The following is an 18,136-nucleotide window of genomic DNA, read 5'->3' on the forward strand; positions in this document are numbered from 1 at the left end:
ATGGAAGAGGAGACATCATGAGACGCCAGCGCAAAGCGAAGATCGTTGCCACGCTCGGCCCCGCCAGCACCGACATCGCGGTGATCCGCGCACTGTTCGAGGCCGGCGCGGACGTGTTCCGGCTCAACTTCAGCCACGGCACGCACGAAGACCATCGCGCGCGCTACGACGCCGTGCGCCAGGTCGAGGCCGAGACCGGCCGCCCCATTGGCGTGCTGGCCGACCTGCAGGGCCCCAAGCTGCGCATCGGCACCTTCGCCGCCGGCAAGGTCGCGGTGCGCGCGGGCGATGTGTTCGTGCTCGACAGCGATCCCACGCCGGGCGACGGCACGCGCGTCTACCTGCCGCATCCCGAGTTGTTCCAGGCCGCGCAACCCGGCCAGTCGCTGCTGATCGACGACGGCAAGGTGCGCCTGTCGGTCGAGGCCGTGTCCACCGGCAGCATCACCACGCGCGTGGTCAACAACGGCACGCTGTCCGACCGCAAGGGCGTGAACGTGCCCGACGCCGTGATCCCCATCCCCGCGCTGACCGAGAAGGACCGCAAGGACCTGGACTTCGCGCTGTCGCTGGGCGCGGACTGGATCGGCCTGTCGTTCGTGCAGCGCCCGTCCGATATCGTCGAAGCGCGCGAGATCGTCGGCACCCGTGCCGGCATCCTCTCCAAGATCGAGAAGCCGGCCGCGCTGCAGCAGCTCGAAGAGATCGTGCGGGTCTCGGATTCGGTGATGGTGGCGCGCGGCGACCTCGGCGTGGAACTGCCGCCCGAGCGCGTGCCCGGTGTGCAGAAGCGCATCCTGCGCGTGTGCCGCCAGCTCGGCAAACCCGTGGTGATCGCCACGCAGATGCTGGAATCGATGATCGACTCGCCGGTGCCGACGCGCGCCGAAGCATCGGACGTGGCCAGCGCGATCTATGAAGGCGCCGATGCCGTGATGCTGTCGGCCGAGTCCGCCAACGGCCGCTACCCGGTGCCGGCGGTGTCGATGATGAACCGCATCGTCACCGAGGTGGAACGCGACCCGCTGTACCGCAACCTGCTCGACGCCCAGCACGAGACCCCGCTGAACACGCGCCAGGATGCGATCTGCGCGGCGCTGCGCGAGGTCACGCAGATCATTGGCGCGGCCGCGACGGTGACCTACACCTCGTCGGGCGCGACCTCGCTGCGTGCTGCGCGCGAGCGGCCGTGCGCGCCGATCGTCAGCATCACGCCGAACCTGGAGATCGCGCGCCGGCTGGCGATTGCCTGGGGCATCCACTCCACCGTGAGCCCGGATGTGCAGAGCGTCGATGAAATGGTTGAAGCCGCCACGCGCGCGGCGCTGGTGGAAGGCTATGCCGCACCGGGTGACCAGATCACCATTGCCGCGGGCATGCCGTTCGGTCAGGGCGGGACCACCAACCTGCTGCGCGTGGCGGAGGTCGGCGCGAGCGCCGTGGCCACCACACCCACCGCACGCGAGGCCGCCGTGGCCTGAGCAAACCGATAGCGTTCCCGTCCCGGGACCTTCAGGCAGTGACGGAACCGGGCGCGAGCCCGGTTTCTTTGTTTTGCCGCACACCACTTGCGTTGCCCGACTCCAGGGCGAGCAGGTGGTGTTTTTTATGCGCTGCCGCCGTGGCGGCGCATAAAGCGAAAGTGCGCTAACGAAGACCGTCCCCGCCACTGTCCGGAACGCAACGGTCGCGCTCAGCGGCATCCGCTACCCCCGATTGCTATACTGGTTGCCACCTGCACCCTTGCCAGAACCCCTATTTTCCCGGAGCCCCCATGCGCTTAGATGACGAAGCCGAAAGCCAACACGTTGAAGACCGCCGCGGCGGATTCGGCGGTGTCGGCGGGAAGACGATCGGCATCGGCACCGTCATCGTTGCACTGGCCGCGTCGTACTTCTTTGGCATCGACCCGATGCTGATCATGCAGGGCGCTTCGGTGCTGCAGGGGTCCGGCGCGCCGCAGCAACAGCAGGTCAACCGCCCGCCGGCGACGGACCAGATGACGGTCTTCACGCGCAAGGTGCTGGGCAATACCGAGCGCACCTGGCAACACATCTTCGAGACCGAGCTGAACCGCCGCTACGCGCCGCCGACACTGGTGCTGTTTGCCGGCGCGACGCCGACCGCATGCGGCACAGGCCAGTCGGCAATGGGCCCGTTCTACTGCCCCGGCGACCAGAAGGTCTATATCGACCTGGCGTTCTATGACGAGCTGCGCCAGCGCTTCGGCGCCAGTGGCGACTTTGCCCAGGCGTATGTGATCGCGCACGAGATCGGCCACCATGTGCAGAACCTGCTGGGTGTTTCGGACAAGGTCGACGCCGCGCGCCGCCGCATGGGCGAGGCGCAGGCCAACCAGCTGTCGGTACGCATGGAGCTGCAGGCCGACTGCCTGGCGGGCGTGTGGGCCGCCACCGCGCAGCGCGCCAACCAGCAGTTGCTGGAACCGGGCGATATCGAGGAAGGCCTGAAGGCCGCCGCCGCCATCGGCGACGACCGGCTGCAGCGCCGTTCGCAAGGCTATGTCGTGCCCGAGGCCTTCACCCACGGCTCCAGCGAGCAGCGCGTGCGCTGGCTGCGCCGCGGCATCGAGTCGGGCGATATCCGCAAGTGCGATACCTTCGCCTCGCGCGATCTCTGAGCTCCGGCCCTACCCCCGACGCCGGAGCGGTACCGGCAATGTGACGTTCGCGTTGTCCGGGCCCCGTTCCCTGTCTATAATCGCCGCCAAGGCCGCAGTACGACGGCCAGACGCCGGCACCGATCCTTATCGATCTTTCGTGCCGCAGCGCCGGGCGCTTCCCGCAAGGCCCATGCACGCGCCGCGACACACGCCGGCCCCGGTCGACGGGCCACGCGCTCCCTGACCAAATCGGCAAAGCGACACCCGGCGCTGCCAACATCACCAGTGCCATCGCCGCGCAGCTTGCCGCGGCGCCTGTTGCAGCCGCTTGCCGCAGCTTGCGGCGTCTCCACCAAAGCCGTTCCGTTCCAACCGCACCGGAGCCACGGCCGAATCATGTGCCTGCCGTGCGCCCGTGCCAGCGCTGACATGACATGGCGTCATTCTTCCTGTAGCGCCCGGCGTTTGCCTGGGTGCTGGCCATCCTGACCGTGGTGGCGGGCCTGGTGGCCCTGAACCGCATTCCCATCGCCCAGTACCCGGCGGTGGCGCCGCCCACGGTGATCATCTACGCCGATTACCCGGGCGCGTCCGCGCGCACCGTGGAAGACCGCGTCACCGCAGTGCTGGAGCAGCAGATGCGGCCTGCTCTATCTCGATTCCAGCTGCGAGGGTGGCACCGCCACCGTGACGCTGGGCTTTCGCCAGGGCACCGATCCGCAGCTGGCACAGGTCAACGTGCGCAACCGCGTGGCGCAGGCCGAGCCGCTGTTGCCCGAGGCAGTACGCCGCGGCGGCGTCTATGTCGACCAGGCCAGCAGCAGCGCCTTCATGTACGTGTCGCTGGTGTCGGACAGCGGGCAACTCGACGAAACCGCGTTGGGCGACTTTGCTGCGGGCTCGGTGCTGCCGCTGCTGCGCCGCCTGCCCGGCATCGGCAAGGCCGAACCCTATGGCGCCGAGTATGCGCTGCGTATCTGGTTCGACCCGGACAAGCTGCACGCCTTCAACCTGACCACGGCCGATGTGGAAGCCGCGATCCGCGCGCGCAATGGCAACGTGACGCCGGGCCAGCTCGGCGCGGCGCCCGCGGTGCCGGGGCAGCCGTTCCAGGCGATCGTGCGTCCGCCCGCGCCGATGAGCGATGCGCAGGCGTTCGGGCGCATCGTCGTGCGCGCGGCCACCGATGGCTCGGCCGTGCTGCTGCGCGACGTGGCGCGGGTCGAACTGGCCGCCAGCGACTATCGCTACGGCTCTACGCTGAACACCCGCAACGCCGCGTCGATCGGCCTGAAGCTGGCCGACGGTGCCAACGTGCTGCAGGCCTCGCGCACCGTGCGCGCCGCGCTGGATGAAGCCAGCCGCGGCTTCCCGGGCGACGTGCGCTACGAGATCTCGTACGACGGCGCCACCTTCGTGCAGGCCTCGATCTCGCGCGTACTGCTGACGCTGGCGGAAGCCACGGTGCTGGTGTTCCTGATCCTGTACCTGTTCCTGGGCAACCTGCGCGCCACGCTGATGCCCGGCATCGTGGTGCCGGTGTCGCTGCTGGGCACGGTCGCGTGCCTGTATGCGCTCGGACTGTCGCTCAACGTGATCACGCTGTTCGCCGTGGTGCTGGCGATCGGCATTCTTGTGGACGATGCCATCGTCGTGGTCGAGAACGCCGAACGCATCATGCGCACCGACGGCGTGGGCGCGATGCAGGCCGCGGCCCGCTCGATGCGCGAAGTCTCCGGCGCGCTGGTGGCGGTGACGCTGGTGCTGTGCGCGGTGTTCGTGCCGTGGGCGTTCTTCGGCAGCGCGGTGGGCGTGATCTACCGGCATTTCGCGGTGACGCTGGCGGTGTCGATCGCATTCTCGCTGTTCTTTGCGCTGACGCTCGCGCCAGCGATGTGCGCCAGCCTGCTGCGCCACAGCGCAGCGCCGGCGCGCGGGCCGCTGGCCTGGTTCGATGCCCGCTTTGCCGCATTCACCGCACGCTATGCCGGCTGGGTGCAGGCGCTGCAGCGCAAGCGGCTGCGCTGGCTGGCGGTGTACCTGGCGCTGACGCTCGCCTGCGGCTATGCGCTGTGGAAGATGCCGAGCGGTTTACTCCCGGAGGAAGATACCGGCGAGATCGTGGTCGACGTTGAACTGCCGGCCGGCGGCACGCAAGCCGATACGCGCCGGCTGGTGGCCGAATTGGAGCAATGGCTGCAGCAGGAGCGCTATCCGGTGCGATCGAGCTTCGCGGTGCTGGGCTGGTCCAGCGGCGGCAGCGGCGAGCTGCGCGCCAGCCTGTTTATCGGCCTGACCGACTGGAAGACGCGCGGCCGCAAGGACAACGCGCAGGCGGTGCTGGCGCGGCTGTCGGCGGGACTGGAAACGTGGCCCGGCCGCGGCGCAGCTCTATGCCTACAACAGTTCGGCGCTGCCCGAGCTGGGCAGCATCGGCGGCCTCGACATGCGCCTGGTGGCGCGCCAGCCGGTGGGACGCGAGGCGCTCTTTGCCGCGCGCGACAAGCTGATCGAGCATGCGAAACAGGATCCGGTGCTGGGCGAGGTGCGCGCCACCACCGGCCAGCCGGTACCGGCGCTGGACCTGAAGATCGACTACCGCAAGGCCGAGACTTTCGGCGTCGATGCCGAGACCATCCACCACACGCTGTCGGCCACGCTGGGCTCGCGCTATATCGACGAGGTCGCGCGCGAAGGCCGCGTGCGGCGCGTCATCCTTCAGGCCGACGCACCGTTTTCCGCATGCACCCGGACCAGCTTGCGCGCGTGCATGTGCGTAACGCGCAGGGCGCGATGGTGTCGCTGGCGGCGTTCGCCTCGCTCGAATGGGGCCGTGGCGAAGTCACGCTGGAACGTTTCGACGGCTTCAGCTCGGTGCGCATCAATGCCGAGGTCGCACCCGGCCACACTACCGGTGCGGCGATGCAACGGCTGACGGAACTGGTGCGCGGACTCGGTCCGGAATACGACATGCGCTGGACCGGCCGCGCCTTCGAGCAGCAACAGACCGGCACGCAGGCGCCGTGGCTGTTTGCGCTGTCGCTGCTGTTTATCTTCCTGTGCCTGGTGGCGCTGTATGAAAGCTGGACGCTGCCGCTGGCGGTGATCGTCATCGTGCCGACCGGGCTGATGGGCGCAGCGGCCGCGATCTTCCTGCGCGGCATGCCCAACGATGTCTACTTCAAGGTGGGCGTGGTGGTCATCATGGGGCTGGCCGCCAAGAACGCGATCCTGATCGTTGAATATGCCGAGTAACTGCGCCGCGGCGGGACGATGGGCACGGTGGAAGCCGCCACGCGCGCCGCGCGCCAGCGGCTGCGGCCGGTGGTGATGACCTCGCTGGCGTTCGTGCTGGGCGTAGTGCCGCTGGCGATCAGCACCGGCCCGGGCGCGGGTGCGCAGCAGGCGGTCGGTACCGGCGTGCTCGGTGGCATGCTGGGTACGACGGTGCTGGGGACACTGGCGGTGCCGCTGCTCTACGCGGCAATCGCGCGCAGCCTGCCACGCTTGCAGCAAACGAAGTCGGCGGCGGATGGCAGCGAGGCCACGCAAACGCCATCGGCATGATGCTCAGGCGCGCACGGCAGTTGCCGGGGATCGGTCAGGAAGGAAAAATCGCCTGCCAGGCGAAGAGAGAAGGAGGAGGAGGTCGGCCGGGCAGGCGGGAGAGAAAACTTGCGGCCACCGCAGTGGCCGCCCGGGGTCCTGGAGAAGACCCGTGAAGATCAGACGCGATAGCCGTACAGCGAACCGTCACCGGTGCGCGAGTTGTCCAGCGCGCGGTCGGCGATATCGCCGCTGAAGGTGTGCGTACCTTCACTGAAGGTATCGAACTTGCCTTGCTTCGAGATCTCGCCACTGAAGGTATGCGTGCCTTCGCTAAAGGTGTCGAACTTGCCACCACTGCGCGAGCCTTCCGAGAACGAGTCGAAGCGGCCGGTACGGGCGCCATCGGTGTACGTATCGAACTTGCCTTGCTTGGCGCCGTCCGTGTACACGTCGTACTTGCCTGCGCGCAGCGCGTCGGCATACACATCAAATTTGCCAACCTTGCTGGCAGCGGGGGCAGCCAACGCCGCAGCGGACGCGGCGACAGCCGCGAACACGAGCGCGCCGCCAAGGATACGTCTGGCGATCATTTTGGGACTCCTTCAACTGATTTCGTCTTTTCTTGGTATGTGACCGGCTAACACTCCGGCCGCTCTGCAATCTATGTTGTGATGCGAGCACGGATTGAAGATTAGTCACAGTCCCAGCAAGCAGAAATACCGCTGCGACGAATGGTGCGTTGCGAGTCGTGAAACGACGGGCTTGCGGATGAATGGTGTCCACGGACCGCCAACGGTATGCGCCGCCGACGGCCGGCGCGTGGCGCCGGCTGCACGCACGGGGCGCGGGCTCAGAGGGTGTACTGGCCGCTCGCTTCGGGCTGGAAAGCGATTTCGTCGATCGTGACCTGCTGCTCCCGGCCGTCCGGCAGCCGGTAGCTGACGGTCTGCCCGGCACGCGCGCCCAGCAACGCGTGGCCCACCGGCGACAGCACCGAGAGCCGGCCGGCATCGAAGTCTGCGGCGTCCGGATACACCAGCGTCCAGTTGCGCGGCGCCTGCTCGCCCGGCAGCGTGCACGCCAGGCGCGAGTTCATGGTGACCACGTCGGTCGGGATCTCGTCCGGCGCGACGATGGTGGCGCGTGCCAGCAGGTCGTCCAGCAATTCTTCGAGCTGCGCCGAGCCGGCGCGGCTGGCGATGCGCTCCAGGCGGGTGACGTCGAGCTCGGTCAGGTAAAGGGTCGGGTTGGTCGGGGTGGCTTGGTTGGCCGTCATGGCAGGTTCCTCCGGCAGTCAGGGTTGGCGCGGCCCGGCGGCCTGCGTTCAGGCGGGGGGGCGCGGTCAGGTCTTGGCTTTGCGCAGCAGCGCAGACATCAACGGATCCGGCGCTGGCCCGTGGGCGAGCGCCGGCAACAACGGAAACGCTGGCTCGGGCCCGGTTCGGCCCGGGCCCCGCGGTGGGAGACGATCAGGCTGGGAACCGGGCGGAATCAGGCGGTGCGCTGATCCGGCGGGGAGACATCGCGCGCGGCGCGCGCTGAGGCAGGGCGGTGGCCATGGCGATCCCGGCCGCGCGCGGACGACCCGTCCGCGGCAAGCGGGCAGGCACGTCGTTCAGCGGCATCAGGCGATCAGGCACGGTCACGCGAGAAATCATCAGGGGTTGGGTCGACGGCAGAGTCTGTTGCTGGGTTAGCAAGCGCCGTAAGTCATTGCTTACTACGTGCACTGCCGTCGTGGTTCGTGCACCGGTGTGGTGCGGTCACGGGTACAGCCATCGTAGCACAGCGACGCGCGCGCCTGCCTCACCCGTTGGCGGCATGGCCCTGGTGGTCGTGCGCGTCCGGATGGCATTCGCACGCGGCGCCGGCGGCGGCCTGCTGCAGGTTCTGCAGGATGCCGCATTCGCTGGCGGGCTGGTGATGGTGGCGGTGGCAGGTCTCGCGCAGCGCGCGCAGCTGTCTTTCGAGCGCCTCCAGCGCCACACGCTGGGCGTGAATTTGCGCGATCTGGCGGTCCAGCAGCGTGTTGATGTCGTCACAGTCCTGCGACGGGTTGCGCTCGAACTCGCGCAGCCGGCGCACGTCCGACAGGCTCATGCCGAGCGAGCGGCAATGGCGCACGAAGTTGAGCTGGACCAGGTGGCCGTCGTCATAGCGGCGGTAGCCGTTGGGCTCGCGCCGGGGCACGTCGAGCAGTCCTTCGCGTTCGTAGTAGCGGATGGTCTCGACATCGCAGCCGCTGGTACGGGAGAGTTCGCCGATGCGCATGCCGGAGTCCTTGTGCAAAATCCCTGTAACCGCTACAGGGTTGACGATAGTGTAGGACAGGCCGCCCCCCTTTGCAGCGGTGGCGCATTGGCCACGCCGGCCGCGCTCTGCGGCCATTGGCCAAGTGCCGCAGGCAACCGGTTGCGCATGATGGGCTAGCCCGCATGCAGGGCGCCGTCGCCAACCCGCATCCTGTAGAATTCCGTGGACACTTACAGACAAGCCGTCCTCGCGTGCGCTCCCTCCGGCTCCTCCTGCTGGTCCTGATGCTGGTCTGCCTGCCCCTTCCGGGCTGGGCAGCCGCGGTCGCGCACGCGGTGGCGTCTCCCGGCGATGCGCTGACTGCGCCAGCCGCCGTCGATGACAGCGGCACGGACCCTGCCGACGCCGCCGCCACGGGCCAGCCGTCCCCCTCTTCCGAAACCGCCGAGCCGCAGCTGCAGCCCGGTGCCGACCTCGCCGAGCAACTGCTGCCGGCGCCTCCATTGCGTCTTGCGGCCTGGTCCGGCCGCGCCGGGCCGCCGCGCTATGCCGGCGCCTTGCTGCCCGAACCCGACCTCCCTCTGCTGCCGCGTCCGCCGCGCGCCTGAATCCACTCGCGCGGCCCCCCGGGCCGCGCTCGCCCCTTCCTGTGTGCCGCGCCCCGCGTGCGGCGCGCGCGTGCGGCTTGTCCGCGTCCTACCGCCTTACTGTTCCACCACATACTCATGAAACGCGTATTGCTTTTCCTGGCGACCAACCTCGCCGTCATGCTCGTCCTCAGCATCACCGCCAGCGTCCTGGGCGTGAACCGGTTCCTGACCGCCAACGGCCTGAACCTGGGCACCCTGCTCGCCTTCGCGGCGCTGATGGGTTTCGGCGGCGCCTTTATCTCGCTGCTGATGTCCAAGACCATCGCCAAATGGTCCACCGGCGCGCAGGTCATCACCCACCCCAGCACCAGCACCGAGCTGTGGCTGGTGCAGACCGTCGAGAAGCTGGCCCAGCGCGCTGGCCTGCCCATGCCGGAACTGGCCATCTACGAGGGCGAACCCAATGCCTTCGCCACCGGCGCCACTAAGAACAGCTCGCTGGTGGCGGTGTCCACCGGCCTGCTGCAGTCGATGTCGCACGATGAAGTGGAAGCGGTGCTGGCGCACGAGGTCGCGCACGTGGCCAATGGCGACATGGTCACGCTCACGCTGATCCAGGGCGTGGTCAATACCTTCGTGATCTTCCTGGCGCGCGTGGTCGGCTACTTCGTCGACTCGATGCTGCGCAAGAACGACGAGGAATCGAGCGGGCCGGGGATCGGCTACATGGTCACGGTGATCGTCTGTGAAATCGTGTTCGGCATCCTGGCCAGCATCATCGTGGCCTGGTTCTCGCGTCGCCGCGAATTCCGCGCCGACGCCGGCGCGGCCGGCATGATGGGATCGCCCGCGCCGATGGTATCGGCGCTGCGCCGCCTCGGCGGCCTAGAGCCGGACGGCCTGCCGCAAAACATGCAGGCAATGGGGATCGCCGGCGGCAAGTCCTGGCTGGCGCTGTTCTCGACCCATCCGCCAATCGAGCAGCGAATTGCCGCGCTGCAGTCTGCACGCTGAAACCCGGCGCAAGCAACGAGCTCGCCCCTGCGGCATGCAGGAGCGGGACCTGAAGGGGGACCGAAGCGGGTGTTAGTCGAGCACCCGGCCGCGCAGCGCTTTGACCTGGCTGCGCTGGCTCTTGGATTCCAGCCGGCGCTGGCGCGATGCCCGCGTGGGCCGCGTGGCCCGGCGCGCGCGCGGCGGCGTGGCCACGCTGCGCACCAGCTCGTGCAGCCGCCGCACCGCCTCGTCGCGGTTCAGGTCGAGGCTGCGGAACTGCTGGGCCTTGATCACCACCACGCCGTCGCGCGTGATGCGGTGGTCGTTCAGCGCCAGCAGGCGCTCCTTGTGGTCGGGCGCCAGCGAGGAGGCACGCACGTCGTAGCGCAGGTGGACGGCATTGGACACCTTGTTGATGTTCTGGCCGCCCGCACCTTGCGCGCGGATCGCCGTGATCAGGTACTCGTGGTGGGGAATGACGAGGTCGTCGGTCATGGCGGCATCATAGCAAGCGCCTGCTGGCATCCGCGGGCTCGCCTTGCCCGCGGCGCGCACTTGCCGCGCAACCGGGGTCTTCGCCTACACTTGACGCCTCGTACCAGAACACGTCAAGAACATGAGAAAAGCGGGCCGGGTCAAGTCGTGGCATGCCCAGAAGGGCTTTGGCTTTATCGACGTCCACGCGGACTCAAAAGATATTTTTTTCCACATCACGGCGCTGCAGACTCGCGCCGTGACGCCCAAGCCAGGCGATCGCGTCAGCTTCGAACTGGCCCTCGGCAAGGATGGCCGGATGCAGGCGCTTGACGTTGTCATCGCGGGCGCGCCCAGGCAAAACGCAGAGGCAAGCTTGCTGCCAGCCCTGCTCGGCCTGGCAGCCCTGGTGGTCATCGTCGGATGCGCCCTCACGGGTTATCTCCCGCGGCAGGCCGGTATCGTCAGCGTCCTCGCCAGCATCTTCGCGTTTCTTGCCTACGCGATTGACAAGGCTCGCGCGGCTCGCAACGCGTGGCGCATCCCTGAGGCCCAGCTGCACCTGCTGGCGCTATGCGGCGGCTGGCCGGGCGCGCTTGCCGCCCAGCACCTGCTTCGGCACAAGAACCGGAAGCCGGAATTCCAGGTGACCTTCTGGGGGACTGTGGTCTTGAACGTCACGGCGATAGCGCTATGGAAGACGGGTGTCGCCGGGTAGACCGGAGCGCCGCCTGAACGGGCGGTCGCCCGATGGCCAGGGCCGCCATCACATCATGTATCGGAAGGAAATCTTGGCGCGCCCGGCTGGGATCGAACCAGCAACCCCTGCCTTCGGAGGGCAGTACTCTATCCATTGAGCTACGGGCGCACAGGACGGTTTTGCAACCGGTTTTGCGGGTACAGCGGTTGCGGTCGGCGAATGCCGCCGCAGGAAAGTCGCATAGGATACCGCTTTTGCCCGATGCCGTCCATGCGGTCCCGCCAGGGGCGTCGTGCAACGTCTCGCAACCGCCGCTTTTGGGCACTGGCAAGGGGGCTTTGGCGCTATAATCGCCAACTATTTGCGTCAAATCGTGCCCGCTGCGCAATCCATGAGGCCAGTCGATCAAGGTCAAGGTTGCGCGGCCTGTTGTCGGTGACAATCGGGGCCCGGTCCGGGGGACAGTCCGAAGCACGCAAATAGCAACAGACCCAAGTCAGGCAAAGGCCGCAGGGCAGCACGGGCGGTCCGGATGGGGGCCAGATAGTGGTCATGCAAATGGCCGGGATCGGGCCAGAAAAAGCAAGCCGAGCGTGAGCGGCCAGAAGGTTTCCTGCAAAACTGAGAGTTCTGTATGAGCGACGTCCACAACGAACACCCCGAACACGAGTCTCCCATCAAGACGCCGAAGCAGCTGATCGCAGTTGTGATCGCGGCTTTCCTGGTGCCGATCATCGTGATCATCCTGCTGGTCAACTTTGTCGGACACGGCTCGACCGAAAGTGCCGGTGCGGGCACCACTGCAGAAGCCATCAACGACCGCATCAAGCCGGTCGCGCTGCTGGAAATCAAGGATCCGAACGCGCCGCGCGTGTTCAAGACCGGTGAACAGGTCTACAAGGAAATCTGCGCCGCTTGCCACGCCACTGGCGCGGCGGGTGCGCCCAAGTACGGCACCGCTGCGGACTGGAGCGCGCGCATCGGCCAGGGCTTTGACGGCCTGATGAAGTCGCTGCTCAACGGCAAGGGCGCGATGCCGCCGCGCGCCGGCAGCACCCCGGACGACTACACCGACTACGAACTGGCCCGCGCCGTGGTCTACATGGCCGACGCCGGCGGCGCCAAGTTCCCCGAGCCGCCCGCCCCGGCCGCCGCCGCACCGACGACGGCCGCGGCCCCCGCCCCCGAGGCAGCTGCCGCGCCGGCTGCCGCCGCTGCGCCGGCCCCGGCTGCTCCGGCTGCTCCGGCCGCGCCTGCCGCCGTGGCTCCGGCGGCCGCTGCTGCCCCGGCCGCCGCACCTGCCGCCGCTTCGGCGGAAGTCGGCAAGAAGGTCTACGACCAGGTCTGCGCCGCGTGCCACGCCGCCGGCGTGGCCGGTGCGCCCAAGTTCGGCGACAAGGCCGCCTGGGCGCCGCGCCTGAAGGAAGGCATGGACGCGGTCCACAACTTTGCGCTCAAGGGCAAGGGCGTGATGCCGCCCAAGGGCGGCTATGCCGGCCCGGACGCCGACGTGATCGCCGCCTCGGACTACATGGCCAACGCCGCCAAGTAAGCCAGCGAGCCGCAAACAGAAATGCCCGCATCCGCGGTAATGCCGTTCAGTTAAGTCTGAACGGCATTTTTCATTGCAGGGGTTGTAAACAAGGTGTCGAGCTGTTAACTTGCCGTTTCGATGCTATCGGAACAAGTCCACGCCACCCTTGAGCTTAGTGAACCGGCCAGTTTTGCCCGGCTCAGCGAGCATCTGCCGATAGCTTGGATTGAGCAGGCGTTGGCAGCCTCGGGGACCGCGTCCATTCGTCGGCGTCGACTGCCCGCAGAACAGGTGGTCTGGCTGGTCATTGCACTGGCGCTCTATCGGCACCAATCGATTCCCGATGTGCTGGAGACGCTGGACCTGGCACTGCCCAACGATGCCAACGCCTGTGTCAGCAAGAGCGGGATCGCCCAAGCCCGCGAGCGGCTTGGAGACAAGCCTCTGTTGTGGCTGTTCGAGCAGACCGCACGCGCGTGGGTGGCTCAGGATGCTGCGCACTACAAATGGAAGGGCTTGGCGCTTTACGCCATGGATGGGACCACCTTCCGCACCGCGGATAGTCCTGAGAATCGCCTCCACTTTGGCGCCCAGAGCTATGCCAGCGGCAAGGTCGCCAGCTATCCACAAGTCCGCGGTGTCTCGCTCACGGCCGTGCCCACCCATCTTGTTGCCGATATCGCCTTTGGCCGTTATGGGTGCAATGAGATGCTCTATGCCAAGACGCTCATTGAGCGGGTCCCGGATGATTCGCTGACGATCTTTGACAAGGGCTTCCTGGCCGCAGAGATCCTGTGGGGCTTGCGCATGGGCGGCAGCGAGCGCCACTTCCTGATACCGGCCAAGAAGAATCTGCAGTGGGAGCGACTCTCAGGCAGCGAGGACGATGGCATCGTCCAGATGAAGGTCTCGCCTCAAGCGCGGCGTAAGAATCCAGCCTTGCCAGAGACCTGGACCGCGCGCGCGATCCGGAACAAGGACTCAGATCGCATCCTGTTGACCTCGTTGACGGACCGTCGGCGCTTCAAGGCAGCCGACATCATTGCGTGCTACCAGCGCCGTTGGGAAATCGGTGTGTCCAGATAAGGACACGTTATCCAGTCGGTGTAAGTCCGACCGAGGCAAAAGACTCAAGCCTCGTAGCTTGGGAGGCGTCATGGCGCGAAAGCAAGATGACGGAGCCCTCCGACAGTATGCTCAGAAAGGAGTGTATGCAACGCACCAGGTTGCAACGTGCAGTGAACGCAGATGTAGCCTCGTCACACGAAAACCCGGTGGCTGAGACGGTCGATAACGCGCGAAAGCAGCAAGAGTTGTCCGAAACGAGTCCGATGCGGCAACTCTCACCGGCGGGGTATCAGCGGCGACATGGTGTGAAGGATAACGTGGAAACTGGAGAAGCCCTCGGCACCCGGCGGAGAAATCCCGTCGAGGAGATGTCCGCTATAACCGCGAGTGGGAAATGCGGGCATAGGTGCCAGGGTGACGGATCGGGTCGTAGTACTGTCGATGGGCGTGCAGCAAAACGCGCCCGGAGGGAAGGGCCCGGACCGGTGAGTACTCCGCCCAACAAGGTGAGGCAGGGATGAAATGACAAAGGCATCCGGCAGTCTGCAGGAACTGAGAAGGCGGATATATCGCAAGGCGAAGTCTGACAAGACTCATCGCTTCTGGGGGCTCTTCGTACATATTGCGAAGAGTGAAACCCTCGACGAGGCCTACCGTATCGCCAAGAGGAACGGCGGTGCGCCGGGAATCGATGATCTGAGTTTTGAAGACATCGAGGCATCGGGACGTACTGTATTCCTTGCGGAGATTCAGGCAGACCTCAAAACAGGCAGGTATGAACCCAAGCCGAACCGCAGGGTAGAGATCCCGAAGAGCAATGGCAAGGTCCGCGTTCTCCAGGTTCCTTGCATCCGCGACCGCGTGGTGCAGGGGGCGCTGAAACTGATCCTCGAAGCGGTATTCGAGGCGGACTTCTGCCCGAACTCCTACGGGTTCCGACCGAAGCGGTCCCCACACCGCGCGCTGGCGGAAGTCAGACGCAGTGTGCTGCGGCGCATGTCGACGGTGGTTGATGTGGATTTGTCGCGCTACTTTGACACAATTCAACATTCAACCCTGTTGGGCAAGATCGCGAAGCGCATTCAGGATCCTCAGGTCATGCACTTGGTCAAGCAGGTTATCAAAGCAGCGGGCAAAGTTGGGGTACCGCAAGGTGGCCCATTTAGCCCACTCGCTGCGAACATCTACTTGAATGAGATTGACTGGATGTTCGATGAGATTCGACGCAAGACGGCACAGGGCCCTTACGAGGCAGTGAACTATCACCGGTTTGCTGACGACATTGTCATCACCGTCAGTGGCCACCACACCAAACGCGGCTGGGCTGAACGTGCCCTGCAGCGTTTGCGGGAACAACTCGTGCCGCTAGGCGTCGAGTTGAACACGGAGAAAACCATTGTGGTGGATACATTGAAGGAGGACGCCTTTGGGTTTCTGGGATTCGACCTGCGTCGCGTGCGCAAACGAGCGGGGAACGGGTACTTCGTCCTGATGACCCCCAAGAAGAAGGCTCGCCAAGCCATCAAGGCGAGGATCCGCGACATCATCCGGCATGGAGGCTCGACCCCGGCCGTGAAGCTGGTCGCGAAACTCAACGCTGCGGTGGCGGGATGGGTCAACTACTTCCGGGTCGGCAACGCCAGTCGCGCCTTCAGCGAGGTGCGCGACTATCTGGAAATGAAGGTTCGAACCCTGCTAACGCGGCGCAAGCGACGCCAGAAGACGAGCATCGGGTGGCGACGATGGAGTAACGAGTACCTCTACGGAGTCCTGGGACTGTTCTGGGACTGGAAGACGCGCCCGCTGTCGGGCGCGGAGGGGTTCGCGTGAAAGTGGTCGCCACACCGATAGGACTCATAACCCTTGCGATGAATCTCACTGGGTGAGCTGCTTGAGGGAAAACCTCACGAGCAGTTCTTATGGGGAGGGGCTGGAAACGGGCCGGACAAGCCGAGCACCGCGCCAGTCCTTTACCCGACGTGTGTCCAGATAAGGACACGTTATCCAGTCGGTGTAAGTCCGACCGAGGCAAAAGACTCAAGCCTCGTAGCTTGGGAGGCGTCATGGCGCGAAAGCAAGATGACGGAGCCCTCCGACAGTATGCTCAGAAAGGAGTGTATGCAACGCACCAGGTTGCAACGTGCAGTGAACGCAGATGTAGCCTCGTCACACGAAAACCCGGTGGCTGAGACGGTCGATAACGCGCGAAAGCAGCAAGAGTTGTCCGAAACGAGTCCGATGCGGCAACTCTCACCGGCGGGGTATCAGCGGCGACATGGTGTGAAGGATAACGTGGAAACTGGAGAAGCCCTCGGCACCCGGCGGAGAAATCCCGTCGAGGAGATGTCCGCTATAACCGCGAGTGGGAAATGCGGGCATAGGTGCCAGGGTGACGGATCGGGTCGTAGTACTGTCGATGGGCGTGCAGCAAAACGCGCCCGGAGGGAAGGGCCCGGACCGGTGAGTACTCCGCCCAACAAGGTGAGGCAGGGATGAAATGACAAAGGCATCCGGCAGTCTGCAGGAACTGAGAAGGCGGATATATCGCAAGGCGAAGTCTGACAAGACTCATCGCTTCTGGGGGCTCTTCGTACATATTGCGAAGAGTGAAACCCTCGACGAGGCCTACCGTATCGCCAAGAGGAACGGCGGTGCGCCGGGAATCGATGATCTGAGTTTTGAAGACATCGAGGCATCGGGACGTACTGTATTCCTTGCGGAGATTCAGGCAGACCTCAAAACAGGCAGGTATGAACCCAAGCCGAACCGCAGGGTAGAGATCCCGAAGAGCAATGGCAAGGTCCGCGTTCTCCAGGTTCCTTGCATCCGCGACCGCGTGGTGCAGGGGGCGCTGAAACTGATCCTCGAAGCGGTATTCGAGGCGGACTTCTGCCCGAACTCCTACGGGTTCCGACCGAAGCGGTCCCCACACCGCGCGCTGGCGGAAGTCAGACGCAGTGTGCTGCGGCGCATGTCGACGGTGGTTGATGTGGATTTGTCGCGCTACTTTGACACAATTCAACATTCAACCCTGTTGGGCAAGATCGCGAAGCGCATTCAGGATCCTCAGGTCATGCACTTGGTCAAGCAGGTTATCAAAGCAGCGGGCAAAGTTGGGGTACCGCAAGGTGGCCCATTTAGCCCACTCGCTGCGAACATCTACTTGAATGAGATTGACTGGATGTTCGATGAGATTCGACGCAAGACGGCACAGGGCCCTTACGAGGCAGTGAACTATCACCGGTTTGCTGACGACATTGTCATCACCGTCAGTGGCCACCACACCAAACGCGGCTGGGCTGAACGTGCCCTGCAGCGTTTGCGGGAACAACTCGTGCCGCTAGGCGTCGAGTTGAACACGGAGAAAACCATTGTGGTGGATACATTGAAGGAGGACGCCTTTGGGTTTCTGGGATTCGACCTGCGTCGCGTGCGCAAACGAGCGGGGAACGGGTACTTCGTCCTGATGACCCCCAAGAAGAAGGCTCGCCAAGCCATCAAGGCGAGGATCCGCGACATCATCCGGCATGGAGGCTCGACCCCGGCCGTGAAGCTGGTCGCGAAACTCAACGCTGCGGTGGCGGGATGGGTCAACTACTTCCGGGTCGGCAACGCCAGTCGCGCCTTCAGCGAGGTGCGCGACTATCTGGAAATGAAGGTTCGAACCCTGCTAACGCGGCGCAAGCGACGCCAGAAGACGAGCATCGGGTGGCGACGATGGAGTAACGAGTACCTCTACGGAGTCCTGGGACTGTTCTGGGACTGGAAGACGCGCCCGCTGTCGGGCGCGGAGGGGTTCGCGTGAAAGTGGTCGCCACACCGATAGGACTCATAACCCTTGCGATGAATCTCACTGGGTGAGCTGCTTGAGGGAAAACCTCACGAGCAGTTCTTATGGGGAGGGGCTGGAAACGGGCCGGACAAGCCGAGCACCGCGCCAGTCCTTTACCCGACAAACCAGCTATCGGGAACTGAAGCAGACGATGCTCGGGGCCGAACTGACCTTGCGCAGCCGCCAGCCTGAGGGCGTGCATCAGGAAATCTGGGGGGCACTGATTGCGTACAACCTGGTACGTCTGGAGATGGCCAAGGCTGCGCTCGAGGCCCGCGTCGAGCCTACCGACCTGAGCTTTGTGCTGGCCTTGCGCCTGATACAGGGCGAACTGACCTGGGCAGCCGGCATGGCCCCAGGCAAGCTGCCGGCCCATCTGCAGCGCATGCGGGCCAAACTTCAGTTGGCGATCGTCCAAAAACGACGGGGGCGTAAGTGCCCCCGTGTGGTCAAAGCCCTGCCTAAGCGCTACACCGTCCGGTTCCTCAGAAAGGACCTTAACTGAACGGCATTACCG

The 18,136-nt window shown here is 65.5% G+C and carries 12 protein-coding genes, 1 tRNA gene and 3 pseudogenes; 11 read left to right on the forward strand and 5 right to left on the reverse strand.

The window, feature by feature from the left end; genetic code table 11:
- Positions 1 to 17: 17 nt before the first annotated feature.
- From pyk to K307_RS50680, 3 genes and pseudogenes are all read left to right on the forward strand, one after another.
- Positions 18 to 1,481 (forward strand): pyruvate kinase, encoded by a 1,464-nt coding sequence (pyk, locus tag K307_RS24710; protein WP_042883520.1) that lies wholly within the window; start codon positions 18 to 20, stop codon positions 1,479 to 1,481.
- 293 nt (positions 1,482 to 1,774) lie between these two features.
- Positions 1,775 to 2,641, forward strand: a complete 867-nt coding sequence (locus tag K307_RS24715; RefSeq protein ID WP_042883521.1) for a neutral zinc metallopeptidase — start codon at positions 1,775 to 1,777, stop codon at positions 2,639 to 2,641.
- Between the two features lie 455 nt (positions 2,642 to 3,096).
- A pseudogene (locus K307_RS50680) lies at positions 3,097 to 6,190 on the forward strand (efflux RND transporter permease subunit).
- A gap of 158 nt (positions 6,191 to 6,348) precedes the next feature.
- Here K307_RS50680 and K307_RS24725 read toward each other — a convergent pair.
- From K307_RS24725 to K307_RS24735, 3 genes are all read right to left on the reverse strand, one after another.
- Positions 6,349 to 6,762 carry a hypothetical protein gene (locus K307_RS24725; RefSeq protein WP_042883522.1) on the reverse strand — a complete coding sequence of 138 codons (414 nt, stop codon included), beginning with the start codon at positions 6,760 to 6,762 and terminating at the stop codon, positions 6,349 to 6,351.
- 260 nt (positions 6,763 to 7,022) lie between these two features.
- Complete coding sequence (gene rnk / locus K307_RS24730) at positions 7,023 to 7,448, reverse strand: nucleoside diphosphate kinase regulator (RefSeq protein ID WP_051975172.1); 426 nt, start codon at positions 7,446 to 7,448, stop codon at positions 7,023 to 7,025.
- A gap of 530 nt (positions 7,449 to 7,978) precedes the next feature.
- Complete coding sequence (locus tag K307_RS24735) at positions 7,979 to 8,443, reverse strand: Cd(II)/Pb(II)-responsive transcriptional regulator (protein WP_042883523.1); 465 nt, start codon at positions 8,441 to 8,443, stop codon at positions 7,979 to 7,981.
- Between the two features lie 164 nt (positions 8,444 to 8,607).
- Between K307_RS24735 and K307_RS24740 the strand changes: the two genes are divergently transcribed.
- A complete protein-coding gene (locus K307_RS24740) occupies positions 8,608 to 9,033 on the forward strand; it encodes a hypothetical protein (RefSeq protein WP_329955925.1) in 426 nt (141 codons plus the stop codon).
- 117 nt (positions 9,034 to 9,150) lie between these two features.
- Positions 9,151 to 10,029 (forward strand): protease HtpX, encoded by an 879-nt coding sequence (gene htpX, locus K307_RS24745; RefSeq protein WP_042883524.1) that lies wholly within the window; start codon positions 9,151 to 9,153, stop codon positions 10,027 to 10,029.
- Positions 10,030 to 10,101: 72 nt separating this feature from the next.
- On the opposite strand, the gene arfB is transcribed toward htpX, so the two are convergent.
- Entirely contained in the window at positions 10,102 to 10,506 is a 405-nt protein-coding gene (gene arfB, locus K307_RS24750; RefSeq protein WP_042887378.1) for an alternative ribosome rescue aminoacyl-tRNA hydrolase ArfB, read from the reverse strand.
- 121 nt (positions 10,507 to 10,627) lie between these two features.
- Between arfB and K307_RS24755 the strand changes: the two genes are divergently transcribed.
- Positions 10,628 to 11,203, forward strand: coding sequence for a DUF1294 domain-containing protein (locus K307_RS24755; RefSeq protein ID WP_042883525.1), 576 nt, complete (start codon positions 10,628 to 10,630; stop codon positions 11,201 to 11,203).
- A gap of 74 nt (positions 11,204 to 11,277) precedes the next feature.
- On the opposite strand, the gene K307_RS24760 is transcribed toward K307_RS24755, so the two are convergent.
- Positions 11,278 to 11,353: transfer RNA gene (locus K307_RS24760), tRNA-Arg, on the reverse strand.
- A gap of 466 nt (positions 11,354 to 11,819) precedes the next feature.
- Between K307_RS24760 and K307_RS24765 the strand changes: the two genes are divergently transcribed.
- From K307_RS24765 to K307_RS24785, 5 genes and pseudogenes are all read left to right on the forward strand, one after another.
- Complete coding sequence (locus K307_RS24765) at positions 11,820 to 12,737, forward strand: c-type cytochrome (RefSeq protein ID WP_042883526.1); 918 nt, start codon at positions 11,820 to 11,822, stop codon at positions 12,735 to 12,737.
- Between the two features lie 120 nt (positions 12,738 to 12,857).
- A pseudogene (locus K307_RS24770) lies at positions 12,858 to 13,799 on the forward strand (IS4 family transposase); the annotation flags it as partial.
- A 510-nt stretch (positions 13,800 to 14,309) separates the two neighbouring features.
- Positions 14,310 to 15,617, forward strand: a complete 1,308-nt coding sequence (gene ltrA / locus K307_RS24775) for a group II intron reverse transcriptase/maturase (RefSeq protein WP_042876603.1) — start codon at positions 14,310 to 14,312, stop codon at positions 15,615 to 15,617.
- 667 nt (positions 15,618 to 16,284) lie between these two features.
- Positions 16,285 to 17,592 carry a group II intron reverse transcriptase/maturase gene (ltrA, locus tag K307_RS24780; RefSeq protein ID WP_042876603.1) on the forward strand — a complete coding sequence of 436 codons (1,308 nt, stop codon included), beginning with the start codon at positions 16,285 to 16,287 and terminating at the stop codon, positions 17,590 to 17,592.
- A 148-nt stretch (positions 17,593 to 17,740) separates the two neighbouring features.
- Positions 17,741 to 18,124: pseudogene (locus K307_RS24785) on the forward strand (transposase); the annotation flags it as partial.
- Positions 18,125 to 18,136 lie beyond the last annotated feature (12 nt).

This window comes from Cupriavidus necator A5-1 (assembly GCF_000744095.1).
Lineage (GTDB): Bacteria > Pseudomonadota > Gammaproteobacteria > Burkholderiales > Burkholderiaceae > Cupriavidus > Cupriavidus necator_A.